Origin of the sequence: Streptomyces sp. NPDC093984 (assembly GCF_044764595.1) — a bacterium.
Classification (GTDB): domain Bacteria; phylum Actinomycetota; class Actinomycetes; order Streptomycetales; family Streptomycetaceae; genus Streptomyces; species Streptomyces cynarae.
This window is the reverse complement of record NZ_JBIWIM010000007.1, coordinates 250,422-275,651: the sequence shown is the minus strand read 5'-3', so window position 1 is coordinate 275,651 and position 25,230 is coordinate 250,422. Positions and strand designations below refer to the sequence as shown.

At 70.6% G+C, this 25,230-nt stretch carries 22 protein-coding genes and 2 pseudogenes; 14 read left to right on the top strand and 10 right to left on the bottom strand.

The genetic code is table 11. The features are described 5' to 3' along the window. Positions 1-103 precede the first annotated feature (103 nt). Positions 104-1,060 carry a multicopper oxidase domain-containing protein gene (locus tag ACIRC0_RS25665; protein ID WP_403619762.1) on the top strand — a complete coding sequence of 319 codons (957 nt, stop codon included), beginning with the start codon at positions 104-106 and terminating at the stop codon, positions 1,058-1,060. A 45-nt stretch (positions 1,061-1,105) separates the two neighbouring features. On the opposite strand, the gene ACIRC0_RS25660 is transcribed toward ACIRC0_RS25665, so the two are convergent. Then, positions 1,106-1,537: a MarR family winged helix-turn-helix transcriptional regulator gene (locus ACIRC0_RS25660; protein WP_403619759.1), complete on the bottom strand. Its 432-nt coding sequence runs from the start codon at positions 1,535-1,537 to the stop codon at positions 1,106-1,108. A gap of 141 nt (positions 1,538-1,678) precedes the next feature. On the opposite strand from ACIRC0_RS25660, the gene ACIRC0_RS25655 reads away from it, so the two are divergent. Then, positions 1,679-3,085 carry a DHA2 family efflux MFS transporter permease subunit gene (locus ACIRC0_RS25655; RefSeq protein WP_403620336.1) on the top strand — a complete coding sequence of 469 codons (1,407 nt, stop codon included), beginning with the start codon at positions 1,679-1,681 and terminating at the stop codon, positions 3,083-3,085. Between the two features lie 115 nt (positions 3,086-3,200). Here the strand turns inward: ACIRC0_RS25655 and ACIRC0_RS25650 are convergent, their stop codons facing one another. Next, positions 3,201-4,514 (bottom strand): MFS transporter, encoded by a 1,314-nt coding sequence (locus ACIRC0_RS25650; protein ID WP_403619756.1) that lies wholly within the window; start codon positions 4,512-4,514, stop codon positions 3,201-3,203. Positions 4,515-4,586: 72 nt separating this feature from the next. Between ACIRC0_RS25650 and ACIRC0_RS25645 the strand changes: the two genes are divergently transcribed. Beyond that, positions 4,587-5,570 (top strand): GlxA family transcriptional regulator, encoded by a 984-nt coding sequence (locus tag ACIRC0_RS25645; protein ID WP_403619753.1) that lies wholly within the window; start codon positions 4,587-4,589, stop codon positions 5,568-5,570. 35 nt (positions 5,571-5,605) lie between these two features. On the opposite strand, the gene ACIRC0_RS25640 is transcribed toward ACIRC0_RS25645, so the two are convergent. Further along, positions 5,606-6,664, bottom strand: coding sequence for a nitronate monooxygenase (locus ACIRC0_RS25640; RefSeq protein ID WP_403620334.1), 1,059 nt, complete (start codon positions 6,662-6,664; stop codon positions 5,606-5,608). A 364-nt stretch (positions 6,665-7,028) separates the two neighbouring features. On the opposite strand from ACIRC0_RS25640, the gene ACIRC0_RS25635 reads away from it, so the two are divergent. Next, positions 7,029-7,280, top strand: a complete 252-nt coding sequence (locus tag ACIRC0_RS25635) for a WhiB family transcriptional regulator (protein ID WP_403619751.1) — start codon at positions 7,029-7,031, stop codon at positions 7,278-7,280. A 327-nt stretch (positions 7,281-7,607) separates the two neighbouring features. Next, entirely contained in the window at positions 7,608-8,429 is an 822-nt protein-coding gene (locus tag ACIRC0_RS25630) for an RNA polymerase sigma factor SigF (RefSeq protein WP_403620331.1), read from the top strand. 155 nt (positions 8,430-8,584) lie between these two features. Here ACIRC0_RS25630 and gap read toward each other — a convergent pair whose 3' ends face one another. Both gap and ACIRC0_RS25620 read right to left on the bottom strand, forming a co-directional pair. Continuing rightward, positions 8,585-9,583 carry a type I glyceraldehyde-3-phosphate dehydrogenase gene (gene gap, locus ACIRC0_RS25625; RefSeq protein WP_403619748.1) on the bottom strand — a complete coding sequence of 333 codons (999 nt, stop codon included), beginning with the start codon at positions 9,581-9,583 and terminating at the stop codon, positions 8,585-8,587. A gap of 101 nt (positions 9,584-9,684) precedes the next feature. Then, a complete protein-coding gene (locus tag ACIRC0_RS25620) occupies positions 9,685-10,641 on the bottom strand; it encodes a GlxA family transcriptional regulator (protein ID WP_403619745.1) in 957 nt (318 codons plus the stop codon). A 258-nt stretch (positions 10,642-10,899) separates the two neighbouring features. Between ACIRC0_RS25620 and ACIRC0_RS25615 the strand changes: the two are divergent. Continuing rightward, positions 10,900-11,106, top strand: a pseudogene (locus ACIRC0_RS25615) (sigma factor-like helix-turn-helix DNA-binding protein); the annotation flags it as partial. Between the two features lie 43 nt (positions 11,107-11,149). Here the strand turns inward: ACIRC0_RS25615 and ACIRC0_RS25610 are convergent. Next, positions 11,150-11,305: pseudogene (locus ACIRC0_RS25610) on the bottom strand (SAM-dependent methyltransferase); the annotation flags it as partial. 148 nt (positions 11,306-11,453) lie between these two features. Here ACIRC0_RS25610 and ACIRC0_RS25605 point away from each other — a divergent pair. The 5 genes from ACIRC0_RS25605 to tpg all read left to right on the top strand — a co-directional run bounded on the left by ACIRC0_RS25605 (position 11,454) and on the right by tpg (position 17,584). Next, complete coding sequence (locus ACIRC0_RS25605) at positions 11,454-12,239, top strand: alpha/beta fold hydrolase (protein WP_403619742.1); 786 nt, start codon at positions 11,454-11,456, stop codon at positions 12,237-12,239. 194 nt (positions 12,240-12,433) lie between these two features. Beyond that, entirely contained in the window at positions 12,434-13,126 is a 693-nt protein-coding gene (locus ACIRC0_RS25600) for a type 1 glutamine amidotransferase domain-containing protein (RefSeq protein ID WP_403619739.1), read from the top strand. A gap of 237 nt (positions 13,127-13,363) precedes the next feature. Then, the gene (locus tag ACIRC0_RS25595; protein ID WP_403619736.1) at positions 13,364-14,461 is read left to right on the top strand and encodes a PP2C family protein-serine/threonine phosphatase; all 1,098 of its coding nucleotides are present in this window, start codon (positions 13,364-13,366) and stop codon (positions 14,459-14,461) included. A gap of 231 nt (positions 14,462-14,692) precedes the next feature. Continuing rightward, positions 14,693-17,014 (top strand): telomere-associated protein Tap, encoded by a 2,322-nt coding sequence (tap, locus tag ACIRC0_RS25590; protein ID WP_403619733.1) that lies wholly within the window; start codon positions 14,693-14,695, stop codon positions 17,012-17,014. Positions 17,015-17,029: 15 nt separating this feature from the next. Next, the gene (tpg, locus tag ACIRC0_RS25585; RefSeq protein ID WP_403619730.1) at positions 17,030-17,584 is read left to right on the top strand and encodes a telomere-protecting terminal protein Tpg; all 555 of its coding nucleotides are present in this window, start codon (positions 17,030-17,032) and stop codon (positions 17,582-17,584) included. A gap of 57 nt (positions 17,585-17,641) precedes the next feature. Here the strand turns inward: tpg and ACIRC0_RS25580 are convergent, their stop codons facing one another. The 3 genes from ACIRC0_RS25580 to ACIRC0_RS25570 form a co-directional block, all read right to left on the bottom strand. After that, entirely contained in the window at positions 17,642-18,565 is a 924-nt protein-coding gene (locus ACIRC0_RS25580; protein ID WP_403619727.1) for an RNA polymerase sigma-70 factor, read from the bottom strand. 88 nt (positions 18,566-18,653) lie between these two features. Then, positions 18,654-19,127, bottom strand: a complete 474-nt coding sequence (locus tag ACIRC0_RS25575; protein ID WP_403619724.1) for a carboxymuconolactone decarboxylase family protein — start codon at positions 19,125-19,127, stop codon at positions 18,654-18,656. 141 nt (positions 19,128-19,268) lie between these two features. After that, positions 19,269-20,057: a TetR/AcrR family transcriptional regulator gene (locus tag ACIRC0_RS25570; RefSeq protein WP_403619721.1), complete on the bottom strand. Its 789-nt coding sequence runs from the start codon at positions 20,055-20,057 to the stop codon at positions 19,269-19,271. Positions 20,058-20,135: 78 nt separating this feature from the next. On the opposite strand from ACIRC0_RS25570, the gene ACIRC0_RS25565 reads away from it, so the two are divergent. The 3 genes from ACIRC0_RS25565 to ACIRC0_RS25555 all read left to right on the top strand — a co-directional run bounded on the left by ACIRC0_RS25565 (position 20,136) and on the right by ACIRC0_RS25555 (position 24,560). Further along, positions 20,136-20,537, top strand: a complete 402-nt coding sequence (locus ACIRC0_RS25565) for a VOC family protein (RefSeq protein WP_403619719.1) — start codon at positions 20,136-20,138, stop codon at positions 20,535-20,537. Between the two features lie 966 nt (positions 20,538-21,503). Next, a complete protein-coding gene (locus tag ACIRC0_RS25560) occupies positions 21,504-22,052 on the top strand; it encodes a carbonic anhydrase (protein WP_403619717.1) in 549 nt (182 codons plus the stop codon). Positions 22,053-22,211: 159 nt separating this feature from the next. After that, positions 22,212-24,560: an alpha-L-fucosidase gene (locus ACIRC0_RS25555; RefSeq protein ID WP_403619714.1), complete on the top strand. Its 2,349-nt coding sequence runs from the start codon at positions 22,212-22,214 to the stop codon at positions 24,558-24,560. A gap of 26 nt (positions 24,561-24,586) precedes the next feature. Here the strand turns inward: ACIRC0_RS25555 and ACIRC0_RS25550 are convergent, their stop codons facing one another. After that, a complete protein-coding gene (locus ACIRC0_RS25550; protein ID WP_403619711.1) occupies positions 24,587-25,219 on the bottom strand; it encodes an RNA polymerase sigma factor in 633 nt (210 codons plus the stop codon). Positions 25,220-25,230: the final 11 nt, after the last annotated feature.

Genomic DNA, 25,230 nt, shown 5'->3' with positions numbered 1-25,230 from the left:
ACTTTGTCCTGAGTGTGGATAAACCGGGCCGCGCCCGGTACCGTCGCACAGGTTCATCACAGCTACGTCTTCGCACATTCCGTACCAACGTGGGGAGTTCGGCATGGACAGACGCGGCTTCAACCGGCGGGCGCTGCTGGGCGGCGCGGCCGTCGCGACATCGTTGTCCCTGCTGCCGGAGTCCGCCGTCGCGGACGTCCCGGCCAGGACGGCTCCGGCCGGGGGCGAGGTGAAACGCATCAAGCTCTACGCCGAGAAGCTCGCCGACGGGCAGATGGGCTATGGCCTGGAAAAGGGCAAGGCGACGATTCCCGGCCCGCTGATCGAGCTCAACGAGGGCGACACGCTGCACATCGAGTTCGAGAACACCATGGACGTACCGGCCAGTCTGCACGTCCACGGCCTGGACTACGAGTTCTCCAGCGACGGAACGAAGCTCAGCAGGAGCGACGTCGAACCGGGCGGCACCCGCACCTACACCTGGCGCACCCACGCACCAGGCCGCCGCAAGGACGGAACCTGGCGGGCGGGCAGCGCCGGCTACTGGCACTACCACGACCATGTCGTCGGCACCGAACACGGCACCGGCGGCATCCGCAAGGGCCTCTACGGACCGGTGGTCGTCCGGCGCAGGGGAGACGTCCTGCCGGACCGGACGTACACCATCGTCTTCAACGACATGACGATCAACAACCGGCCGCCGCACTCCGGGCCCGACTTCGAGGCCACGGTGGGCGACCGGGTCGAGTTCGTCATGATCACGCACGGCGAGTACTACCACACCTTCCACCTGCACGGTCATCGCTGGGCGGACAACCGCACGGGCATGCTCACCGGACCGGACGACCCGAGTCAGGTCGTCGACAACAAGATCGTCGGGCCGGCCGACTCCTTCGGCTTCCAGGTCGTCGCGGGGGAGGGTGTCGGAGCGGGCGGGTGGATGTACCACTGCCATGTGCAGAGCCACTCCGACATGGGGATGGTGGGGCTGTTCCTGGTGAAGAAGGCGGACGGAACGATCCCCGGATACGAGCCGCACGACCACGATCCCGCGCACTGACATCGAGGTCCGTCTCGCCGCGCGGCAGGGGCCGCCGCACTGGTGTCAGGCCGTGGCCTCGCGAATCCGTGCGAGCAGGGCCCGCAGCTCGGCGCGGTCCTCCGCGCTCAGGGCGGCTGTGGCCTCGGCCAGCGCGAGGCGGTCCACCTCCTCCGCTTCGCGGTGACACCGCCGGCCCTTGTCGGTGAGGCGGAGCAGGAAGGCCCGGCGGTCCTCCGGATGGCGCACGCGCTCCACCAGCCCGTCGCGCTCCAGGCTGTCGACGATGCTGGTCGTGGTCCGTGCCGCGACCCCCGTCATCTCGCTCAGGTCCCGCATCCGCAGAGGCTGTTCCGCCCGTGCGAGCATCCGCAGTGCGCGGAGTCGGGCGACAGAGGCGCCGCCCGCCCGCAGCCGGGACTCCACGAAGCGACGCAGTTGGTGGGTCGTCTCGTAGAGCTCGTCGACCAGGATGTCGCTGCTGCCCTGCACTGCCATGTCGTTTCCCCGCTCCGTCGCGACAATCAATTCTATGAGTACCCTCATAGTGAGTATGCTCAGTATGTGCTTCCGCTCCGCCGTCGCCCCGTCCTGCCTCGCCCCTCCCTGCGTCCCAGCCAGCGCCTGGTCGTCCCCGTGATGTGCGTCTGCGTGACGTTCATCGCGATCGTCGACGGAGCCATCACCACGGTGGCGCTCCCGTCGATCGCCCGCCAGTTCCGGCTGACCACCGCCGCCCTGGACGGAGTGGTCGTGGCCTATCCGGTCTGCCTGGCCATGGCCATCCCCGCCTCGGCCTGGCTGGTCGAACGATTCGGCGCCAAACGCGTCCTGCTCACCGCGCTGACCGGCTTCCTCGGCTCCTCACTGCTGTGCGGCGCGGCCGCCGGCCTCGGCCAGCTCGTCGCCTTCCGCGCGCTCCAGGGACTGTCCGCCGGAGTCCTCTTCCCCGCCTCGGCCTCCTTGCTGTTCTCCACCTTCAACTCCTCGGAGCAGGTGCGGATCTCCCGATACATGATCATCCCCCAGCAGATCGCCCCGGCCGCCGCCCCCATACTCGGCGGCCTGCTGGTGGACCACCTGTCCTGGCGCTGGGTCTTCTACGTCAACCTGCCGGTGGGCCTGCCGGCCGTGCTGTTCGGGGTGCTGTTCCTGTCCGGGCACCGCGGCCCCCGGCCCGGCCGCTTCGATCTGATCGGACTGCTGCTGAGCGCGGCGGCCCTGGGCGCCGTCATGTTCGGCGTCAGCGAAGGCCCCAACCGCGGCTGGTCCTCGGCCGGTGTGATCACCGCCCTGGTGCTCGGCGCGGTCCTGCTCGCCGCCACCGTCGCCTTCGAACTGCGCACCGCAGAGCCCCTGTTGAAGCTCTGCCTGTTCGCGGACCGGCTCTTCAGGGACACCAACCTCATCAATCTGGTGGGTCTGGTGCCGATCCTCGGCGCCATGTACCTGGGCCCGCTCTTCCTCCAACAGGGACAGGGCCGCACCGCCCTGGAGTCCGGCACCAGCACCTTCCCCGAGGCCTTCGGCGTCCTGCTGACCGTTCAGGTCGCCGGGGCCCTCTACGCCAGGATCGGCCCCCGGGTCATCGTCGGCTGCGGCCTGGCCGGTGTCAGCGCGGTCCTGCTGCTCTTCGCCACCTGCGACGAGCACACCGGCCTGTGGACCTTCCGTGGGTACATGTTCCTGCTCGGCCTCGCCATGGGCGGCGTCTTCATGCCGACCACGGTGGCCTCACTGGCGACCGTCGCGCGACCGGACCTGCCCCAGGCGTCCACGCTGAACACCGTCGTACGCCAGACCGGAGGCGCCCTCGCACCGGCGGTGGTGACCATGGCCCTGGTCATGAGCACCCCCTCGGCGGCCGCGGCGGACCCGCCCGTCACCGCCTACCAGCACGCCTACCTGGCCCTGGCCGTGATCGCGGCGGTGACCGCGGTGTTCGCCTTCACCGTCCCCGACGGCCCGGCCCGCGCCGCGGCACGCGGCACCACCGTCGCGAACCGGTCCACGCCCTTCCGGCGCCAGAGGGAGAACGCCCGCTAGGGCATCCCGCCTCTGCCCGCTCGGAGTGTCCCGCTCACCTGCCCGGTCGCGGCTCACCCCGGGATCGGACGGCTCCGTACGGACGGGCACGGACAACTGGACTCGAGGAGGGACCTCACAGGTCGGCGACGGCGCCGGCGCGGGCCTGTTCCTGCGGCACACCGGGTCGTTCCGGCGTGCTCGCGTGGATGACCAGGGACAGCAGCGCGGCGGCCGCGCAGGCGGCGCCCAGGGTCAGCCAGACGGGGTCGTAACTGCCGAACGCGTCGCGGGCCGCCCCGCCGAGGAAGGAGGCCGACGCCGCGCCGACCTGGTGGGCGGCGTTGACCCAGCCGAAGACGATGGCGCTGTCGTCGCCGTAGAAGGTGCGGCACAGGGCGATGACCGGGGGGACCGTCGCGAGATCGAGCAGGCCGAAGAGGGCGACGAAGGCCATCATCGGCGGGTCGACCGTGGCCGTCATGATCAGCGGCAGGCTCACCAGGAGCATGCCGCGCAGGAAGAAGCAGGCGGCGAGGAGTCGGCGCGCGTCGCTGCGGTCGGTGAGCCAGCCGGAGGCGATGGTGCCCATCACGTTGAAGACGCCGATGAACGCCAGGAGCGTCGAGGCGGTGGTGACCGGCATCCCGTGGTCGTGGGCGGCCGGTGCGAAATGGGTCCACATGATGCCGTTGGTGGACGCCCCGCAGACGGCGAACGCTGCGGCGAGCGACCAGAAGGGGATGCTCCGCGAGGCGCCGCGCAGAGCCGTCAGGGTGCGGCGCGCGGCACCGGGGGCCGCAGTCGGCCGCGGCACGGACGTCCGGCTGCCGTAGGGGCGTTGGCCGAGGTCGGCGGGGTGGTCGCGCACCACCAGGTACACCAGGGGAGTGACGGCGAGGGCAGCAAGGGCGAGGGTGACCAGGGCGGGGCGCCAGCCGTGGTGGTCGATGGTCCATGACAGGGCGGGCAGGAAGACCATCTGCCCCAGGACGCTGCCCGACGAGAGGACTCCGGTGACCAGGCCGCGGCGACGGGCGAACCAGCGGTTCGTCACGGTGGTGCCGAGCGTCATCGACAGCGAACCGGTGCCCAGGCCGACGAGGAAGCCCCAGCAGAGCGTGAACTGCCAGGCGGCGTTCATCGCTGTGGTGAGCAGGGCGCCCGCGGCGACGGCGCCGAGCGCGGCGACGACGATCCGGCGGACGCCGAAGCGGTCCATCAGGGCCGCCGCATAGGGGGCCGTGAGTCCGTAGAGGACCATGTTGACCGAGGCGGCGAGGCCGATCGATCCGCGCGACCAGGCGAACTCGTCGTGCAGGGGTTCCTGCAGGATGCCGGGCATGGTGGAGAAAGCGCCGGCCACGACGACGGCTACTGCGGTGAGGGTGGCGACCCACCAGGCACGGTGGGCCGAGGGGTTGCGGGGATTGCCGCTCGTTTCTCGCATGCGATCCATGCTTGGTGGGGCCCGCGGCCCGAAACCACTGGCCGGATGGACCGGTAGTGAAAGAATCCGGCCATGACTGTCACGGGTGGGACGGCGCACCGGGTGGTGGTACTGGTGCGCCCGGGACTGCTGCCGATGGAACTGGGTATCGTGCACCGTCTGTTCGGGACGGCCGAGGACGACCGGGGACGGCCGCTGTACTCCGTTGTGACCTGTGCCCCGTCGCCCGGCGAGATCCCCACGGACGCCGACTTCACCGTCAACGTGCCCTGCGGGCCCGAGGCGCTGGAGGACGCCGGCACCGTGATCGTGCCGGCCGCCCTGGAGGACTACGAACCCCAGGTCCGCGGCCGGTTGAGCGACGACGTGCGCGCGGCTCTGGAGCACATACCCGCGACGGCGCGGCTGGCGTCCATCTGCACCGGGTCGTTCGTGCTGGCGGCGGCGGGGCTGCTGGCGGGACGGCGGGCGACGACGCACTGGAAGTCGTGCGCCGAACTGGCCACGCTGTACCCGGAGATCGACGTCGATCCCCACGTGCTCTACACGGATGACCGCGGCGTACTGACCTCCGCCGGCGTGGCCGCCGGAATAGACCTGTGTCTGCACATGATCCGCGGCGACCACGGCGCGGACATCGCCAACGCCGTCGCCCGGCGCACGGTGGTACCGCCGCACCGCGACGGCGGACAGGCGCAGTACATCGAGCGGCCCGTCCCCGAGCCGGGGGACACCTCGACCGCCGCGGCGCGGGCCTACGCGCTGCGGCACCTGGACGAACCGCTCACCCTGGAGGACCTGGCCTGCCGGGCGGCGATGAGCGTGCGCACGCTGACCCGGAAGTTCCGGCAGGAGACCGGCGTCACCCCGATGCAGTGGCTCACGCAGCAGCGGTTGCAGTACGCGCGTCGGCTATTGGAGCGCACCGACGAACCGGTCGACCGCGTCGCGGCCAGGACCGGGTTCGGCACGGGGACCGCGATGCGGCAGCACTTCCGCGAGTCCCTCGGCGTGTCGCCACGCGCGTACCGCAACACCTTCCGGGGCGTCGAGTGAGGGCACGCGACCGGGATGCGGGCCGCCGCTGAGTCCTACGGTCGTGCGGTCGGGGGGCCGGAGCGGTTCACGGCGGACAGTGCCGCCCGCAGTGCGGTTCTGGCCTCGCTGTCGATGCGGCGGACCAGTTCGGCGGCCGGCAGGTCGCGGACCAAGGGATATGTCTGCCCCGCCCAGAGGTTGACCAGGTCCGCCTCGCCGCGGGCGCGGCCCGTCTGACGCAGCGGAGCGGTCAGATGGTGCACCTCCGGATAGGCGGCGGGAGCGTCCGCGGTGTGCCTGTCCAGGAACTGGTTGCGGATGCCGCGTGCCGCACGACCGGTGAAGGCCCGGGTGACGGCCGTGGCGCCGGGCCGGTGCAGGGCTTGGCGGTGCACCTCGGCCGTGCCGGCCTCGGGGCAGCACAGGAAAGCGGTGCCCAGTGCCGCCGCTTCGGCGCCCGCGGCGAGTACGGCGGCCACCGCCGCTCCGGTGGCGATGCCGCCGGTGGCGACGAGGGGCAGGTCGGTGTGTGCCGCCAGAAGCTGCAGCAGGCTGAGCAGGCCGGTGCCGGTGTCGTCGTGGGATCCGCCCCGGTGGCCGCCCGCCTCGCTGCCCTGTGCCACGAGCACGTCGGCGCCCGCCGTGGCGGCTTCGGTGGCCTCCTCGGAAGAGCCGACCGTCACCCACACCTCGCTGCCCACGCCGTGCAGGTCGGCCACGGTCTCCGCGCTGGGGCAGCCGAAGGTGAACGACACCACGGGGACGGGTTCGTCGAGCAGGACGGCGAGTTTCGCTGCCCAGTCGTCGTCCTCGAACACGGGATCGCCGAGCTCGACACCGGCGTGGCGGGCCGTGTCGGCGAGCGATGCGGCATATCGCGCCACCTCCTCCTGCCGGGCCGGCTCGCCGGGCACGAAAAGGTTGACCCCGAAGGGTTCGCTGGTGAGACGGCGCGTCACGGTCAGCCGCTCGGCCAGGGAGGTGGCGCTCAGATAGCCGCCGGCGAGAAATCCCAGCGCGCCCGCCTCGGACACCGCGGCCGTGAGTTCGGGGGTGGACGGACCGCCGGCCAGGGGAGCGAGCACGACGGGGACGGGGCGGCTGTCGAGAATCACCGAGTTCTCCTTTCCGGCCGTTCTCGGTGGCGACCGCAACCACAGGTACAGGGACGCCGACCACCAGCCGGCCTCTCGGCATTCCGGCGCACCGGTGCTCACGGCGCTGACCATGACGGCTGTCATAGTCAGGATGCTTTATGACAGCCGTCATAGCAAGTAGGTCGCGACCGGGGCCGGGTGACGCCCAGTCGGTTCGGCGTCGGCTGGTCGAGCGGGCAGTTGTGAGGATTCCGCGAAGCTGTACATGCACGGCTTTTCGCCCGGTTTCATCCATGCGTCGGCAGGTGACCCGAAGCGCGTACACGAAATGCACGTTTCCCCAAGGGCACGGACGACTTTCGATCGCAGGTGACTTTTCATGGACAACTGGCGAGACCACGCCGCGTGCCGACACGAGGATCCCGACCTCTTCTTCCCGATCGGCACCACGGGTCCGGCGCTGCTGCAGACTCAGCAGGCCAAGGCGGTCTGCCGACGCTGCCCCGTGCAGGAGGAGTGCCTGCAGTGGGCGCTCGAGACCGATCAGACCATCGGTGTGTGGGGCGGTACGAGCGAAACCGAACGCCGCGCGCTGAAGCGGCGCGCGGGAGCCCGGCGCCGCTCCGGGTAGCCCGAGCGGCGCCTCAGGATGCGCCGCACGCGCGATGCTTGCGGCGATCCCGGAGAGTGCGCCCAGTCAGTGGGGGCCGCGGTGTTGCAGCGGCCCCCATGCCGTCTTCACCCCACCACGAGATCCGCCCCCACGGTCCCGGCCACCGGGCTCTCCCGCCGCCCACGCCGGAAAAGCCGCGGTGGGAAGCCGCGGTGGGAAGCCGTGCGCCGAACGCAGGCATGTGCAGCGGATGCCGGGGTACACGAGGCCTCGTCAGCTTGTGCAGGCAGGGAGGCCTGCTCGGATCTGGGAGGGAACCACGTGACGGCAGCGACCACGGCGACGATGGACGCGCACATAGCCGGACTGCCGCAGCTCGCCGACCCGTCCGGGGTCGCACCCAAGGACGCCCGTGCGTTGTCGAAGCTGTTTTTTGACCAGTTGGCAGTGCTGGAGGAGGGTACGCCCGAGTACCAGTACGCGCGCAACACGCTGATCGAGATGAACATGTCCCTCGTCCGCTTCGCGGCGGCCCGGTTCCGAAGCCGGGGGCCGGAGGAGATGGAGGACATCGTCCAGGTCGGCATGATCGGGCTGATCAAGGCGATCGACCGGTTCGAACTCTCGCGGGAGGTGGAGTTCACCTCCTTCGCCATTCCCTACATCGTGGGTGAGATCAAGCGGTTCTTCCGTGACACCTCGTGGGCGGTGCACGTGCCGCGGCGCCTGCAGGAGGCCCGGGTCCAGCTCGCACGCGCCACCGAGGAGCTCCGCAGCCGCCTGGGCCGCGCTCCGACGGTCAAGGAGCTGTCGGAGCTGATGTGCCTGTCCGAGGAGGAGGTCATCGAGGCTCGTCTGGCGGCCAACGGCTACAACTCCTCCTCGCTGGACGCCGCCATCAACAACAGCGAGGACGGGGAGACCGCGCTCGCGGACTTCATCGGCGCCGACGACCAGGCGCTCGAACTGGTGGAGGACTTCCAGGCGTTGGCCCCCATGATCGCCGAACTCGGCGACAGGGACCGGCAGATCATTCACCTGCGGTTCGTCGAGGAACTCACGCAGGCGCAGATCGGCGAACGCCTCGGCGTCTCCCAGATGCACGTCTCCCGTCTGCTGTCCCGCACGCTCGCCCGGCTGCGCGAAGGCATGCTCACCACCAATTGAGAGACGCGCACTCCGGAATCCCCGCTTGACGAGCGGCCCCTGGAACGCCCCTGAGGCGGTCCAGGGGCCGCCTGGCGCCATACCTGCGCCCTCACAGCATCGACAGCGGCGCGCGGCGCCACGCCTGACCTGACGGTTCAGCGCCGCGGATGCGGTCAGCGGGTGGCGAGGAACTCGAGTGTGTCGATCACGCGGTTGGAGAAGCCCCACTCGTTGTCGTACCAGGCGACCACCTTGACATGGCGGCCGTCGACGCGGGTGAGGGCCGAGTCGAAGATCGACGAGGCGGGATTGCCCGTGATGTCGGACGACACCAGCGGGTCCTCCGAGTACTCGAGGATCCCGGCGAGCGGCCCCTCGGCCGCGGCGCGGTAGGCCGCCAGCACGTCGTCGCGCGTCACGTCGCGGGCGACGGTCGTGTTGAGTTCGACGATCGAGCCGACGGGGACCGGCACCCGGATCGAGTCGCCGGAGAGCTTGCCGTCGAGGTTCGGCAGCACCAGTCCGATCGCCTTCGCGGCGCCCGTCGTGGTCGGCACGATGTTGACAGCCGCGGCGCGGGCGCGGCGGGCGTCGCGGTGCGGACCGTCCTGCAGGTTCTGTTCCTGTGTATAGGCGTGCACCGTCGTCATGAAGCCGTGCTCGATGCCGGCGAGCTCGTCCAGCACCGCGGCGAGCGGTGCGAGCGCGTTGGTCGTGCACGAGGCGTTCGAGACGATCGTGTGTACGACCGGGTCGTAGGCGTCGGTGTTGACCCCGAACGCCAGGGTGACATCGGCACCGTCCGACGGCGCACTGACGAGCACCTTCTTCGCGCCCGCATCCAGGTGGGCGCGGGCGGCCTTGGCCGAGGTGAAGCGGCCGGTGGCCTCGAGCACGATGTCGACGCCCAGCTCCGCCCACGGCAGCTGCGCCGGTTCCCGCTCGGCGAGCACCGTGAGGCGACGGCCGTCGACGACGAGAGCGTCCCCGTCGACGGTCACCGGGCGGCCGAGCCGGCCGGCCGTCGTGTCGTAGGCGAGCAGCCGCGCGAGCGTGGCGGGTTCCGTGAGGTCGTTGACGGCGACGACCTCCAGGTCGCTGTCGCGTTCGAGGAGTGCGCGCAGCACATTGCGTCCGATGCGGCCGAATCCGTTGATGGCGATGCGAGTCATGAATGTGTCCCTTCGGTCCGCCACCAGGTTCCCGTGCGGCAGCCGCCCGTGACAGCGGCGCGATCGCCACGGTTCGCAAGGATCGCGCCACCCGCGGCGGGCTACTCGCCCCGGGCGAAGGTGCGCCGGTACTCGCTCGGAGTGGTGCCGAGGATGCGCTGGAAGTGCAGCCGCAGATTGGCACCGGTCCCGAGACCGACGTCGGCGGCGATCTGCTCGACACTCCGCTGCGAACGCTCGAGCAGTTCGCGGGCCAGGTCGATGCGGGCGCGCATGACCCACTGCATCGGCGTGTACCCGGTGTCTTCGACGAAGCGCCGCGAGAACGTACGCGGTGACACCGCCGCGTGCCGGGCGAGCACGTGGAGGGTGAGGGGCTCGTCGAGCCGGCGCAGCGCCCACTCCCGGGTGGCGGCGAACCGCTCGCCGAGCGGCTCGGGCACGCTGCGCGGTACATACTGCGCCTGACCGCCGCTGCGGTAGGGGGCGGCGACCAGGCGCCGGGCCGCGTGGTTGGAGGCGGCCACCCCGAGGTCGCCGCGCAGGATGTGCAGGCACAGGTCGATGCCCGAGGCGGCGCCGGCCGACGTCAGCACACTGCCCTCGTCGACGAACAGGACGTTCTCGTCGACCTGGACGAGCGGATGCCTCGCCGCGAACGCCCGCGTGTAGTGCCAGTGGGTCGTGGCACGCTTGCCGTCGAGCAGGCCCGTGGCGGCGAGCGCGAAGGCGCCCGTCGAGATGGCGGCGAGCCGCGTGCCCCGAGCGTGGGCGGCGATCAGCGCGTCGACGACGGCCTGCGGCGGGTCGTCGCGGTCCGGGAACCGGTAACCGGGGATGAAGACGATGTCGGCCCACTCCGGCGTGTCGAGGCCGTGGGCGACGTGGTACGACAGGCCGTCGCCGCCGGTCACCAGACCTGGTGCTGCGCCGCACACCCGCACCTCGTACGGCATGCTCGCCCGGGTCGTGAACACCTGTGCGGGGATGCCGACGTCAAGCGGCTTCGCGCCCTCGAGCACCAGGACGGCGACGCGACGCAGACGGGAGGCTGACACGGGGAACAGGGTACGCAGGCGCGTGGCTGTGGCTGTGTCTGGCCGCCGAGCAGGCCGGATAGGTGAGCGGACCCGACAGGCTCACCCGCGGAGGCCGGCGACGAGCGGCTCCTCCTCACGCGCTTCTGCTTGAGCGGAGAGCCGGGGCGTTTTCCGTACCCACGCCTGACGAAACACGTCCGGATGCGGGGATGAGGCGCCATGACGGTCGCGTGGTGTTCTCAAGCGATACGGGGCGCGGTGTTCGCGGCCGTCTGCGTGCTCGCCGCCCACCTGCTCTCCTCGCTGCCGGACGAGCGCCGGGAGGCGTTCATCCTCGCCCAGCCGCTCGGTCTGCCGTACGCGGAGGCCGCCGAGGTGAGCCACTGCCCGGTGGGCACGGTTCGCTCACGGGTGGCGCGGGTCCGGGCCACGCTCATGGACCGGCTGTCCGACGCGGACGAGCCCGCCGCTGTAGCGGCCTGAACCGGCGGAGGCGTACGGCGGCGTACCGCGGCACCGGCCGGCGTCACCGCCTGTGCGACACCGCCAACTCGATGAGATGACGCTTCGTCACCCGGCCGCCGTACCGGCCGTCGCTCAGGCCCGCGATGCACTCCAGCAGCCCGTTCCTGGCGGCTTCCGGCAGAGCCCGGTGGCCGGAGTAGGTCCGCAGCAGCTCCAGTGCCGGCGGCCGAGGGAGGCCGTAGCCCCGTTCGCCGGGGTCGAGAGTTGCGGCTTTGACCATGAGCCGAGTCGGACGGCATGGCAGCGAGAGCGGAGGCTTCTTTTATCGGGTGGCACGTGCCCTGTCGCACTGCGAGCATCTGCGGATGCTCACTCTTACCGATGATCTCGGTCACCTGTCCTACGTCGTCGACGGCGACGGACCTCCCGTCGTACTCGTGCACGCCGGCGTCGCAGACCATCGTATGTGGGACGCCATCGCGCCCGACCTGGCGGAACGGCACACCGTCATCCGCTACGACCTGCGTGGCTTCGGTGAGTCCGCACCCCCGACCGGCCCGTTCAGCGAGACTGACGATCTGTGCCGTCTCCTGGACCACCTCGGCCACGAACGTGTCCGGCTCGTCGGCGCCTCTTGGGGCGGTCGCGTGGCCCTGGACTTCGCCCTCACCCACCCCGGCCGAGTGCACTCCCTGGCAGTGCTCGCCCCGCCATGGCGGGGATACCACTGGTCTTCGGAAATGGTCACGTACGACGAGGCGGAAACGGCGGCGCTGGCTTCGGGCGACCTGGAGGCCGCCGTCCGTATCAACCTGGACATGTGGCTGCGCGGGCCGGCTCGGCAGTGGGAGGACGTCGGCGTCGGACTGGCCGACCGGCTCCGGGACCCGATACGAACGTCGCTGGTGAACCAGGAGATCGTGGGAGAGCACTCCCAGGGCGGCGCAACCGGCGACATCGCCGTCATCTCCGTCCCCACGCTGGTCGGGATCGGCAAGCTCGATGTCGCCGACTTCCAGGACATCGCCCGCCGGTACGCCGCCGAGATCCCCGGTGCCACCTTGGTCGAGTTCCCCACCGCCGCCCACCTCATCGCGCTGGACGCGCCGGCCGAACTCGTCTCGATACTGGGCCCGTTCCTCGATCGTTAGTGCCGGATCGGGATGTGTGGCTCACCGGGTGTCATGCCGCCTCGACGCTGGGCCGGACCCGCAGTCGTCGAAGGCATGTTTCCGGCGGGCGCTGCCGGCAGCCGCCCGTATGCGGCTGATCGGACACCGGCATAGGGTGGCAGGGTTGCACGACCTCCCGCCGCGTCGGGCGAGGACGAGGAGGCGTTTCCGTAATGGTGAAGCTACTGTTCGTGATGACCGGTGCGACGTACTGGACGCTGAAGGACGGCTCCAGACATGCCACCGGCTACTGGGCCGAGGAGTTCGCGGCCCCGTACAAGGCGCTCACGGAAGCCGGCCACCAGGTCGTGGTGGCCACTCCCCACGGCGTCGTCCCGAACGTGGACATGATGAGCCTGCGCCCGGAGATGGCAGGCAGTGCGGAGACCGCCCTCGAACTGGAGGGCATCATCCGCTCCGCGGAGGAGATGCGACGGCCGATTCAGCTGTCGGACGCCCGCCTGGAGGACTACGACGCCGTCTACTTCCCCGGCGGCCACGGTCCGATGGAGGATCTGTGGGCCGACGCCGACGCGGGCCGGCTGCTGACCGCCGCGCTCGCCTCCGGTAAACCGCTCGCCGTCGTCTGCCACGCGCCGGCCGCGATGCTGGCCACCAGGGTGCACGGCGTTTCGCCCTTCGCCGGCTACCAGGTCACGGCCTTCACCAATGACGAGGAGAACGCCGTCGGACTGGCCCCCAGGGCCCGGTGGCTGCTGGAGGACGAGCTCAAGGAGTTGGGCGTCGACTTCACCCGCGGCGAGATCTGGAAGCCGTACACGGTGGTGGACCGCAACCTCTACACAGGGCAGAACCCCGCATCGGCCGGTGTCCTGGCGGAACGGCTGCTGAAGGCCCTGACGTAGGCGTCAACACGCCCCGGAAGGCCCTTGCGCCGCCGTCGTGCCCCGGGTCGGCCAGGTGCCGGCCCCGACGAGCCGGGCGACGATCGACCGGCCCGGCCGAGACAAGGGCGCTGAGTGGAGCACGGGACTTCAGCGAGGCAGGCTGTAGCCATGCGGTCGCTGTTCGGCTCATCTGATCCTGCAGGAGCGGGCGGGCACAGCGGAGTCCTCCTGAGACTCGCGCAGTGTGTGCCGTTCATGATCATCATGCTCGCGCTGGGCATCGAGCTCTCGCCCGCACACGCCGTGGTCACCGGTCCCATCCTCGCCGCGATGCCGGCCCTGGCATCGCTCACGATGGGGCCGAAAGGCACCCTCTCGGCAGCGGCCGGAGCTCTTGCCGTCACCGTGATCACGGCGACCCTGCACGACAGCTGGGCCGGCCAGGCCTACAGCAACCTCCTGTCCCTCTTCGTGGTGTCAGTGGCCAGCATCGCCATGAGCAACACCATGCGCATGCGCAGGCAGAGCGAGCTGGACCAGGTACGCCGCGTCGCCATGGCAGCGCAACGGGTGGTCCTGCCACCCGTGCCCCCCCGGCTGGGTCCGGTGCAGATGGCCAGCATGTACCGCGCGGCAGAGACGGGGGCCCAGATCGGGGGAGATCTGTACGAGGCTGTGCACACCCGGTACGGGGTGCGGATGATCGTGGGGGACGTCCGTGGCAAGGGACTGCCCGCCGTGCGGTTGGCCGCTGCGGTGCTGGGTGCCTTCCGGGAGGCCGCGCACTATGACGCCGAACTGGTCGAGGTGATGAACCACTGCGCGGCCGCACTGGAACGGCAGAGCACCGGGAGGAACGCGATCGATCAAGGCTGTGAGGAAGAACGGGCCGAGGACTTCGTCACCGCCGTCGTTGCCCAGGTGTGCGACAACTGCACGGTCCAGGTGGTCAATCGCGGCCATCCACCGCCGCTCGTGCTGCGCAAGGGCAACGTCGAGGCCCTGATGCCCACCTCGCCGCTGCCGCCCCTGGGCCTGGAGGACTTTCTCACCGTCACGCCGACCAAGGCGGAGAACTATCCGTTCGAGCCCGGTGACCGTCTGCTGCTGCACACCGACGGCGTGATCGAGGCACGCAGCCCTGACGGGGTCTTCTTCCCCCTGCACGAGGCCGTGCAAGCTGTGCACCCGTGCACACCCTCGGAGTTCCTGGAACAGCTGCACGAGGGGTTGATCCGCCACACCGGGGGCCGCCTGGCGGACGACGCGGCGATGCTCCTGGTCGAACGGCTCGCGCAAGGAGGCGAACACGGAGGGGAAGTCATCGGCTCCTCCACGGACGGGCACAACTGACCGAAGCGGGCGCTTCACACGTCGTCGTCTGCGATCGACGCGGGGCGCGGACGGGCGGCACAGGCGGCTGTCCCCTGCCGCCCCCCTGCGGTTGCCGCGTCCCGCGCGGATTCCGCCCCACCCCGACTCGAATGCGTGCCATGGTTTGTCAGCCAGGCGTGCGCGAAAGGTGCGCCGATCGTACGCGATCCGTACGTTTCCCTGAGCTAGGGTAGGGGCCGGAGGTCTTCCATGTCGGAGTTGTTCGAGGCGGTCGAGGCGTTGATCGCGTCCGCGTCGCCGCTGCCGCCGCCGGCGGAACGCAAGCGGCTGCGCCAGGCGCATGGGCTGACGCTGGACCAGATCGCCGGCGCGTTGAAAGTGCGGCGCGCCACGGTGAGCGGCTGGGAGAACGGGAAAACCGAACCGAGGCCGCCCGAGCGCGAGGCCTACGCGCACCTGCTGAAGAAGCTCGCGGAGCTCTACCCCGCCCACTCCGCCTCCTCCGACGACCCCGCCACGGCAGCCGCCATGCCGGTCGACCAGACGTCCGCGACCGTGCCTGCGCCCTCGGTGGCCGCACCGGCGGAGGAACGGACTCCGTCCACCGGGCCGGCGCCGGATGCTGCGGCCATGACGGCCCCCAAGAACCCCTCGCCGCCCCCCACCCTCGTAACGGAGTCACGTCCGGCGGCCACCACAAGGCCGTCGATGACGCGGCCGGGTGCGCAGAAGTCCGCCCGGCAAAATCACGCGCCGCAAAAGGCCGCCCCGCACAAGGCCACCCCGCAAAAGGCCGCGCCGCAGAAGGCCACTGCGACCGAGCCCACACCGACCGAGGTCGATCCGCGGTTCGAGAAAGGGCCGCTCGCCGTCGTCGACGCCGACCGGGACGGCCAGGTCCTCGCATACTGCGTCGGCGGCCTTGTCCTGGACGTGCCCGCCAAGTCCCTCCCCTCCCTGGTCGAGTGGACCCTGACCGAAGCCGGGCTCGGCGCCCCGCGCCTGAACGGCTCGGGGAAGGACGCGGACCCCCTGCTCGTGCTCACCGCGTCCGCCTGCGAGCGCTACGGGCTGCCGGACCGGCTCGCTCAGGAGGAACGCCTCGCCGGGCGGATCCCCGACTCCCACAAGGTCGTCAAGCAACTGCAGCGGGCCCACTGGCAGTTGACCCAGCGTGGGTTCGGGCCGTGGGCGCGGATCTACCGCCCGGCCGAGGGCGGCAGGCGCCAGTGCGTGCAGCTGTGCATCCCTTCCTGGGACGCCCTGGACACGCGCCACTGGGACGGCGCGGCGCAGCTTCCGCCGGCGGAGCTCGCCCGGCTCCTGGGCACCTATGCGCAGCGGGTGATGACCCCGCGCGGCTCCACCGCGGTGACGGGCCTCGAGCTGATGACCGCTCTGCACCCGCCCACGAGGGCGAGCGAGCCGGACGCCGACGGCCGCCGTCACAGTGAGCACAACCCCGGTTCGCTGGGCAGCCGTCCGGTGGACTGCGCGCCGTGCGAGGCGCCGGACGGGCACCCCCTCCTCGCCGACCTGCCGCGGTTCCACCAGCGGGGCCCGGCCGAGATGCTGCTGGAGGAGGCGTACGACTGGGCCCGGCCGCTCACGGATGACGAGTGTCTGAAGCGCTACGTGGTCGGCATCGACGTCAACCTCGCCTTCGGCGCTGCCGCCAACGGAGCGGTCGTCGGCCTCGCCTGCGAGCCGGTTCACGTCAAGCACCCGACCTTTGACCCGAAGCTGCCCGGCTCCTGGCTGGTCGACCTCTCCCATGTCGACCTGTCCCAGGTGCTGGTCGCCAAGGAGTGGAAGCACCTCGACGGGGACCTGCTGCCCAGCCCGTTCACCCCCAGGGGCGACCGGCCCGAGGGACCGGCCTGGTACGCGACGCCGACCGTGGCCTATGCGGTCGAACTGGGCTACGACGTCGCACCCCTCGAGGCGTACGTCCGGCCCACGAGCGGCCGCTACCTGGACAGCTGGTACAAGCGGCTCCGCGACGCGTACGTGGCCACCATGGCCGACCTCGGCGTGCCGGAGGGGCTGACGCCGGAGGAGTTCCTGACGGCGATGGACGGCTACAAGCAGCGCGATGTGGAGATGGCAGTCGTCCTGTCGGCGATCAAGGCGACCGTCAAGGGCGGCATCGGCAAACTGAGGGAGCGCCCGCGCGGCGGCGGATGGCGCCCCGGCCGGCCGTGGCCGGCACTGTCCCGGCCGACATGGCGGCCCGACATCCGCGCCGCCGTCATCTCCCGGGCCCGTGTCAACATGCACCGGAAGATGCTCGCCCTCGCCGCGGCCACCGGACGGTACCCTGTGGCGATCCTGTCGGACTGCGCCGTCTACGCCGCCGACGGACCGAGCCCGCTGGACGTCCTGCCCTACCAGGGCGGCAAGACCGTGCCCGGCAGTTTCCGGCTCGGCGTCCTGCCGGGAATGGTCAAGCACGAGGGCACCCAGACCACCCTGTGGGCCGAAGAGGTGCGTGAGAGGTACGGCCAGGACCTCAACCTCGCCCGGTACATCAAGGACGGCCACGTCACCGCCACCGACGGCGGAGAGTGAGAAAGGGGCTGACCGATGGACACGGTCGGGGACGGCCTCGAAGAGGTCCTGCGGAAGGCGTTCACCCGCCCGATCCCCCAGAGCGCCGGCGCCCGGATGCGGTACCTCGTCAAGCAGCTGAAGGGCACCAGGCCGGTGGCCGAGCTGCTCGGCATCACCCAGCGCACCGTCGAACGCTATGTCAAGGACCAGCTCAAAAAGCCCAGACCGGAGCTCGCCGAGCGGCTCGAGCGCGAAGTCCGCAGACGCTGGCAGCCGCAGGTCCGCGCCCGGGCCAAGCAGCAGGCGGCCACCACGACGGGCATCGTCATCGACACCCGCGCCCGCTTCGGGTACACCGCCGCCCCGGGCACGACCGACGATCCGCGGCAGCGCCACCTCACCGTGGCGCTGCCCCCCGAGTTCGCGGCCCGTCTCTTCGATGCCCAGGAACAGGGGGCCACCGAGCAGCAGTTGCGCGACATCGCAGCCGAGGGCTTGGGCGAGATCTACTTCCGTGACCGCGGCCGCCGCGCCCAGGGCCTGGAGGTGCAGTTCACCGACGTGGAGCACGTGGAGTTCGACCTGTAGGCGCACCTCCACGACGCGAGCCCCTACCGGCGCCTGAGCCCCGCACCACGGTCAGGGTCAGTTGGGCTTCCTACGGGCCTGTTTCACCTCCCGGTCGACGGCCCAGGCATCGGCGACCGGCCCGAGGTGGCCGAGCTTGTCGGGATTGATCACCACGCGGATGGCCTGAATCTGCCCGCCGAGCACCTCGAGGACCAAGGTGTGCAGGATCCTGCCGTCGCGGTCGCGGAAGATCGCGCCGGGCTGGCCGTTGATCTCGTGCGGCTCGAACGTCACATCGATCCGGATCAGCCAGGGGAAGACGCTGCCCAGCACCCGGGCCACGTTCTCCGCGCCGATGACGGCCTTGGCCAGTTGCGGGGCCTTGCCGCCGCCGTCCCCCTCCAACTGCACGTCGGCGGCCAGCAGATTCCGCAGCCCGCCCACATCGCCGTGCTTCAGGGCGTCGAAGAACCGCGTCGCCAGCTCCTGCCGCTCCTGACGGTCCGCCGCGAACCGCGGCCGCCCGGCCTCCATGTGCCGCCGCGCCCGTACCAGGAGCTGCCGGCAGGCCGCCTCCGAACGCCCCACCGCGGCGGCGATCTCGTCGAACCCGAAGGCGAACACCTCACGCAGCAAGAAGACGGCCCGCTCCAGCGGGCTGAGCCGCTCCAGCAACAGCAGCGCCGCCATGGACACCGAGTCGGCCAGTTCCACCGACCGCGCCGGGTCCTGGTAAGGATCGCTCAACAGCGGCTCCGGGAACCACGGTCCGACGTACTCCTCGCGCCGCACCCGCGCAGAACGCAGCACATCGATCGAGATCCGTGTCACCGCGGCCGACAGAAAGGCCTTGGTCGACGTGGGTCGGGTCGCTGAGGCGTCGAAGCGCAGCCACGTCTCCTGCACCGCGTCCTCGGCCTCACTCACGCTGCCCAGAATCCGGTAGGCGATCGAGAACAGCAGCGGCCGCAGCTCCTCGAAGTCCTCGACCTTGCCCACGCCGACTCCCTCCCCGTCATCCTCGCCACCCGGCCGAACCGGCCGGCGTAGGCGGCTTCTTCCGTGCTCTTGTCCGTGCCCGTGACGTTCAGTGGAACTGTCCGGGTTCGTAGTCGCCGGCCGGCTGCCGGTTGATGACGTTCAGCCGGTTCACCATGTTCATGAAGGAGACCAGGACCACCAGGGCGGTCAGCTGCTCCTCGTCGTAGTGCTTGGCGGCATTCGCCCACACCTCGTCGGTGACCCCGCCGGCCGCGTCCGCGATCCGGGTGCCCTGCTCCGCCAGCTCCAGCGCGGCACGCTCGGCCTCGGTGAAGACCGTGGCCTCCCGCCAGGCCGCCACCAGGTTCAGCCGCACCGAGGTCTCGCCGGCGGCGGCGGCCTCCTTCGTGTGCATGTCGATGCAGACGGCGCAGCCGTTGATCTGGCTGACGCGCAGCGCCACGAGTTCCTGCGTCGCGGGCGGCAGCGGCGAGTCCTTGATCGTCTTGCCTGCCGTCATGAGGTGCTTGAGGGCCTTGCCGGCGGTCGGGTCGGCGAAGTAGTTCAGTCGCGCGTCCATGCTGTGCTCCTCCGTGGTCGTCGGTGGCTACACCCCTGAGACGGGGTAGCCGGGCTCCCTGTGACATGGACGGATGTGACCCGCGTCTCTCCGTCGCCCCTCGACGGCGTGACGCACTGACCGGGCACCGGCTTGACGCCTTCACGTCGAGGTGGGCGCGTTCGCGTCGCGGCTCTGGTCGATGAGGGCGGCAAAGGCGTCGAGGGTGCGTCGCAGCCCGAAGGCGTAGGCGTGGTCGGGGTCGTAGGCGGTGCCGTGTGCTGCGCCTGCCGCCGTGCCGACGCGGACGGCGGTGGGGTAGGTGTCCGGGTCGAGGACCCGGGCCAGGAGCGGGGCGTTGAGCTGCCACCACTGTTCGTCGTTCATGGCACTGTCGTGCTGGGCGGCCCGGGCGTCGGCGGCGGCGCGGGCGCATGCCTGGACGAAGGTGAGCAGGTAGGTGAGGCAGTCGTCCATGTGGATGTCGCTCAGGCCGAGACCTTCGAACGCGGACAGCTCGTGCTCGTACTTCCGCATCAGTCCCGGCCCCAGCGGTGGCCTGGAGGTGGAGACGGCCGCGGCCCAGGGGTGGCGTTCGAAGAGTGCCTTGTTCTCGTCGGCGATGGCGGTGACCCGTTGGCGCCAGGGCTGCCCTGCTGTGTCCGTGCGGGGCATGCGGGCGTAGGCGGCGTCGAGCATGAGGTCGAGCAGCTCGGCCTTGCCGGGGACGTAGGTGTAGAGCGTCATCGGCACCACGCCGAGTTCCTGGGCGACGCGGCGCATGGTCACCGCGTCCAGGCCTTCGGCGTCGGCGATGGCGGTGGCCGCTTCGACCACCGCGTCGATGCTCAGCCCGCGCCGTGGCCCGCGGCCGCGGTCGGGGGCGGCCTCACGCCACAGCAGTTGCAGGGTACGGGCCGGATCGCCGGCGCTGGTTCGGTCGGTAGGCACGAGTCCAATCTTCTCGCATCCGATCTCTGTACGATGTACATTGTACGTCGTACAGAGAACCGATATCGAGGAGCTCCCGTGAAGGTCACTTCCAGTGCCGTGTCACTCAACGTCGACGATGTCCAGGCCTCCAGCGCCTTCCTCCGCACGCACTTCGGGTTCCGTGAGGAGATGGCCGCCGACGGCTTCGCGTCCCTGACGCGCGACGACGTCGGCATGAACGTCGTCTTCCTGCGGCGGGGGCTTCAGACCCTCCCAGCAGACCAGCGCGACGAGCACGCCGCCGGACTCATCCTCGCCTTCGTCGTCGACGACCTCGAGGGCGAACTGGCGCGCCTGCACGCCGAAGGCGTCACGGTCACCATGCCGCTGACCGAGGAAGAGTGGGGCGAGCGCGCTTTCCAGGTACGGGACCCCAACGGCGTGATCGTCCAGTTGGTCGACTGGAACGCCACCCCGGCCACTGAGACGGCCGGGTGACCCACTGTCACAAACGCGTGCCGCGCGCCTCGTGGAGACACGGAGCGTTGGCCGACCCGCGTCGCCACGGGCCTTGTAGCCCTCGCGGCCGAGGGCCGCAGGCGGAGGGCCGGCGGGCGCCCGTGCACTGCCGGGCGCCCGCCGGCCCTCCCGCGTCGCTCGGCGGCACGGTCCTCTCCTGGTCGAACGCATGAGCGAGCGTCCGAGAGGTCTTCCGTTTTGGCGAGCGGAGGCGTATGTTCCGGATACCCCGCGACGGCGCCTCTCGAAGCGCCGGCCCGCCGGTCCCGGGACGGCGGGCCACGCGGGGGCCAAATGCCTGGTGTCTTCATCGGGCGCCGCTCAGGCGCCCACCACCGGCAGCCGCCACGTACGCGGGCGTCTGCCGACGTCAGCGGTGCGGGAGGCAGTGGATCATTCGGAAGCGGGCTTGGCTGACGCTGGCCCGAGGGCCTTGCCGACCTCTCCGACGACAACACGTCGGCCCTCGGCCGCGTAGTGGCCTTCCTGTCGGGCAAGGCGGCGAGGTGGCCTTCGCCGACACCCCCATGCGCTTCTGCGGGTGTTGGGCCCGTTCGAAGGACGACCTCCCAGTCCCCGCCCCTCGTCGCCGAAATCGGCCATGCCCGGGAGGCGGTCATCGCCGGTCTCACCCGTGGGCCGTCAGGGGCAAAGCGGCCCGCGCCCACGCGTGCCTGTCACCAGGCCGCCCCCGCCGCGCTGAACAATCGGCCTGGTCTGCAGGCAGGCACGGGTTCCAGTGGCAGAGGGGAACGACCGATGGGCACAGCAGGGCGGCCGAACCGTAGAGCTCTGTTCACCGGCTCACTCGCGGGGGCCACGGTCGCGCTTGCGGGGTGTTCGTCGACGAGCGCCGGCACGTCGGGGAGCAGTGCTTCGCCCGGAGCGCGGCCGACCACGCCCGCCACCGCGTTCGCGAGACTGATGGACGGCAACGGACGCTGGGTGAGCGGAAGCCTTCAGCATCCCGACCGGGATCCGGACCGGCGTCAGTTCGTGGCTCAGGAACAGGAGCCCTTCGGGGCGGTTCTGTCGTGCATCGACTCCCGGGTGCCGCCTGAACTTCTCTTCGACACCGGGCTGGGTGACCTCTACGTGATGCGCACGGGCGGGCAGGCGGTCGACCCGGTGGTCACGGGTTCTGTCGAGTACGGACCCATGACGAGTGGCACCCCGCTCATCGTCGTCCTCGGTCATCAACGCTGCGGCGCCGTCAAAGCGGCGTACCGGTCCATGCGTGACGGCGGACCTCTGCCCGGCAACCTCCAGACGATCGCCAAAGCTCTGAAGCCTGCGTACGAGCAGGCAGTGAGGGAGGGCGGTGCCGACCCGGTCGAGACGATGGCACGGGCCCAGGTCAGGTTGACCGCTACCGCCCTTCGCTCCAACCATGACCTCGCCCCACTGGTGCGCAAGGGCTCCCTGGCGGTCGTCGGCGCCTACTACTCACTCGACACCGGCAAGGTACAAGTCCTGACCGGCGCGCCTTCCTGAACCCGCGCGGAGAAGGCGGACGGGCATTGCCAGGCGGTGACCGGCTTCCAGCACCTCGGAGTCATCCGATCAATGACTGAACTCGTCTTCGGTACCTCGTCATTGACAGCTCCTCAACTCCGCTGAATCATCAGACATCCGATGAATGAGGAGCCGCTCATGAGGATGTATCCAAGACGTCAGGTCCTGGGCACAGCGGCGGGCGTCGCCGCCGCGGCCGCCCTTCCGCTCACCGCGGCGACGGACGCACAAGCTGCCGGCCCCGACAGCGACCGGGCGGAGGCCTGGGTGCCCGTCCCCGACCCGGTGCCCGTTCCGCTCGACGCCCTGTACGACAACGACGGCATCGACACCGCCGCGGGGCGCGGCGGTGACTTCGACGGCTCCGGGTACACCTTCCCGGGTGAGGAACTGCCCACCGGCCGGGTCGAGGTCGACGGCGTCCCGTTCCTCTTCCCCTCTGCGGCCGCGGGTGCGAGGAACAACGTCGTCGCGCTCGGCCAGCGCGTCGAACTCCCCAAGGGCCGCTACCTGTCGGCCTTCTTCCTCACCGCGGGCAGCTACGGCAGCGCCTCGGGCACCGCCACGGTGCACTACTCGGACGGCTCCGCCACGACCGCCGGCCTCGGCGGCGCCGACTGGTACGCGGCGGGCGGCACCCTGTCGGCGCCCTACCGCTACCGGCCCGACGGCGCCAGGGACGAGCACCGCGTCGGCATCGGCACCGCCGAGGTGTGGATCGACCCGCAGCGCGAGGCGGTCGCGCTCACCCTGCCGGTCACCAACCCGGCCCAGGCAGGCAAAGCGTCGCTGCACGTCTTCGCCCTCACCCTGCAACCCGTCGCCCAAGGGCGGGCGCTGGCCCTGCGGGACGCACACTCCACCGCCTCCCTGCTCTCCTCCAGCGGCGCCCAGAGCGTCGAGGCCACCGTCGTCAACGCGGGCACCATCGTCGTTCTGGCGGACGACGCCGTGTCCGTGCGTGTCGACGTGCCCGGCGCCCGCACCGTCGAACCCGCCCGCGTCCGCCGTCTGGACCCGGGTGAACAGGCCCGCGTCCGCATCGGCATCCGCAACAGCCCCGGCACCGTGCCCGGCACGACCCGGAACGGCTCGATCACCGTCACCGGCGGTGGCAGCCAAGTCGCCAGCGCGCAAAGCCCGTTGACCCTCGGTGTCGCCGACTACCGGCCCACCGGCGACTCCCTGTCCGCGCACCAGGCGCCGTACTGGTTCCAGGCCGCCAAGTTCGGCATCTTCATCCACTGGGGCGTTTACTCGGTCCCGGCCTGGTCACCGGTGGGCAAGCAGTACGCCGAGTGGTACTGGAACCACATGCAGGACCCGGCCAACGCCGTACACGCCCACCACCGCGAGACCTACGGCGAGGACTTCGCCTACGACGACTTCATCCCGCGCTTCACCGCGGAGCGGTTCGACCCGCGGGCCTGGGTGGAGCTGTTCCGGGACGCCGGTGCCCAGTACCACGTCCTCACCTCCAAGCACCACGAGGGCTTCGCCCTGTGGGACACCAAGGTCTCCGACCGAAACGCCGTGAAGATGGGCCCCCGACGGGACCTGGTGAAGGAGCTGTTCGAGGCGTCCCGACGGTACGCCCCCGAACTCCACCGCGGCCTGTACTTCTCGATGCCCGAGTGGTTCAACCCCGACAACCCCTGGATGGGCCACGCCCCGCGCAATCCGTACACACAGCAGCCGGTGCCGTACACCGGTTACACCGCCGGCAAGGACTACGTGAAGGACTACCAGGCCCCGCAGATGCTGGAACTGATCCACGGCTACGACCCGGAGATCATCTGGTGCGACATCGGCGGCGCCAACGACAGCCTCCATGTGCTCGCCGATTACTTCAATCACGCAAAGAACCGCTCCCGGCCCATCGACGTCACCGTCAACGACCGCTCAGGGATCGCCTTCCACGACTTCACGACCCCCGAGTACACGACCTACGACAACACGGTCGTCGCCAAATGGGAGTCCAGCCGCGGCCTCGATCCCTTCAGCTACGGCTACAACCGTGCCACGCCCGACGACGCCTACATGACCGCCGAGGAGGTCGTGCACAGTCTCGTCGACATCGTCTCCAAGAACGGCAACTTCCTCCTCGACATCGGTCCCCGCGCCGACGGCACCATCCCGGAGATCATGCAGACCCGTCTGCTTGAGACCGGCCGCTGGCTGCGGACCAACGGCGAGGCGATCTACGACACGACGTACTGGTCGCGGATGGCCCAGCTGGGCGAGGACCTCAGGTTCACCGTCCGCCCGGGCGAGGCGTTCTACATCCACTCGCTCGCCGAGCCCGGCGCCACGCTCACCGTCGAGGCCCCCGTGCCGGTCCGCAGCGGCGACAAAGTGACCATGCTCGGCCACGACCGGCCCCTCAACTGGACCCTCCGCAACGGCGCCCTGGTCGTCGACGTACCGGCGGCGGCTCGCAGGGCGGGCCGGTACGTGTGGGTGTTCAAGGTGGAGTGGCGCGACTGAGCCTGCCGGGAACGGGCGGTACGGCCTCACGAGGTGGGCGGGGAGGCGGGGGTGAACAGCAGGTGGCTGCTGTTCATGGAGCCGGCCCGAAGCGCTGGACCCGACCGGGCCGGATCCACGGCAGTGCGCCGGGGCGGCAGGGAGGGATGGCGAAGTCGACGGCGTGCTCCCCGCTGCCCTCGATGATCATGTACGCCCACCGAGAGGCCGCTGTCCATGCCCGCCAGCAGCAGATCGGCGCCGCCGAGCCGTGTGCCTCCGGCCGGCAGCGAGACCCCGGGGGAGTAGCGGTCCCTGACCACCTTGCCGAACTCGCCGCGCTCGGCGGCCGCGAGCGTGTCACGGGCTTCCCGCCAGCTGGCCTCCGTACGGCGCAGCGCGTCCTCGTGCGCCGTCGCCGCGGTGGCGGTGAGGGCCTGCGCCAGAGCGGTGCGTGCCTGCTTCAGCCGGTTGCGCACGGTACCGACGGGGATCGTGCAGGCTTCGGCTGTCTGCTGACAGGAGGTGATCCCGGTGGAGAAGTAGCGCAGGACGACGACCGCCAGGCGCAGGGTCGGTGGCAGCGCCTCTACGGCCTCCCAGACCCAGTCCCGCAGTGCATGGCTCTGCAGGACCTGCTCGGGCGTGCCGCCGTCCGGCGGCAGCGGAACCTCCGCCACCGGCTCGACGC

Excerpts from the sequence above, each read along its gene's own strand:
- ACIRC0_RS25665 (WP_403619762.1), top strand. The coding sequence starts at position 104 with ATGGACAGACGCGGCTTCAACCGGCGGGCGCTGCTGGGCGGCGCGGCC.
- ACIRC0_RS25660 (WP_403619759.1), bottom strand. The coding sequence starts at position 1,537 with ATGGCAGTGCAGGGCAGCAGCGACATCCTGGTCGACGAGCTCTACGAG.
- ACIRC0_RS25655 (WP_403620336.1), top strand. The coding sequence starts at position 1,679 with ATGTGCGTCTGCGTGACGTTCATCGCGATCGTCGACGGAGCCATCACC.
- ACIRC0_RS25650 (WP_403619756.1), bottom strand. The coding sequence starts at position 4,514 with ATGCGAGAAACGAGCGGCAATCCCCGCAACCCCTCGGCCCACCGTGCC.
- ACIRC0_RS25645 (WP_403619753.1), top strand. The coding sequence starts at position 4,587 with ATGACTGTCACGGGTGGGACGGCGCACCGGGTGGTGGTACTGGTGCGC.
- ACIRC0_RS25635 (WP_403619751.1), top strand. The coding sequence starts at position 7,029 with ATGGACAACTGGCGAGACCACGCCGCGTGCCGACACGAGGATCCCGAC.
- ACIRC0_RS25630 (WP_403620331.1), top strand. The coding sequence starts at position 7,608 with ATGGACGCGCACATAGCCGGACTGCCGCAGCTCGCCGACCCGTCCGGG.
- gap (WP_403619748.1), bottom strand. The coding sequence starts at position 9,583 with ATGACTCGCATCGCCATCAACGGATTCGGCCGCATCGGACGCAATGTG.
- ACIRC0_RS25605 (WP_403619742.1), top strand. The coding sequence starts at position 11,454 with ATGCTCACTCTTACCGATGATCTCGGTCACCTGTCCTACGTCGTCGAC.
- ACIRC0_RS25600 (WP_403619739.1), top strand. The coding sequence starts at position 12,434 with ATGGTGAAGCTACTGTTCGTGATGACCGGTGCGACGTACTGGACGCTG.
- ACIRC0_RS25595 (WP_403619736.1), top strand. The coding sequence starts at position 13,364 with ATGATCATCATGCTCGCGCTGGGCATCGAGCTCTCGCCCGCACACGCC.
- tap (WP_403619733.1), top strand. The coding sequence starts at position 14,693 with ATGTCGGAGTTGTTCGAGGCGGTCGAGGCGTTGATCGCGTCCGCGTCG.
- tpg (WP_403619730.1), top strand. The coding sequence starts at position 17,030 with ATGGACACGGTCGGGGACGGCCTCGAAGAGGTCCTGCGGAAGGCGTTC.
- ACIRC0_RS25575 (WP_403619724.1), bottom strand. The coding sequence starts at position 19,127 with ATGGACGCGCGACTGAACTACTTCGCCGACCCGACCGCCGGCAAGGCC.
- ACIRC0_RS25555 (WP_403619714.1), top strand. The coding sequence starts at position 22,212 with ATGAGGATGTATCCAAGACGTCAGGTCCTGGGCACAGCGGCGGGCGTC.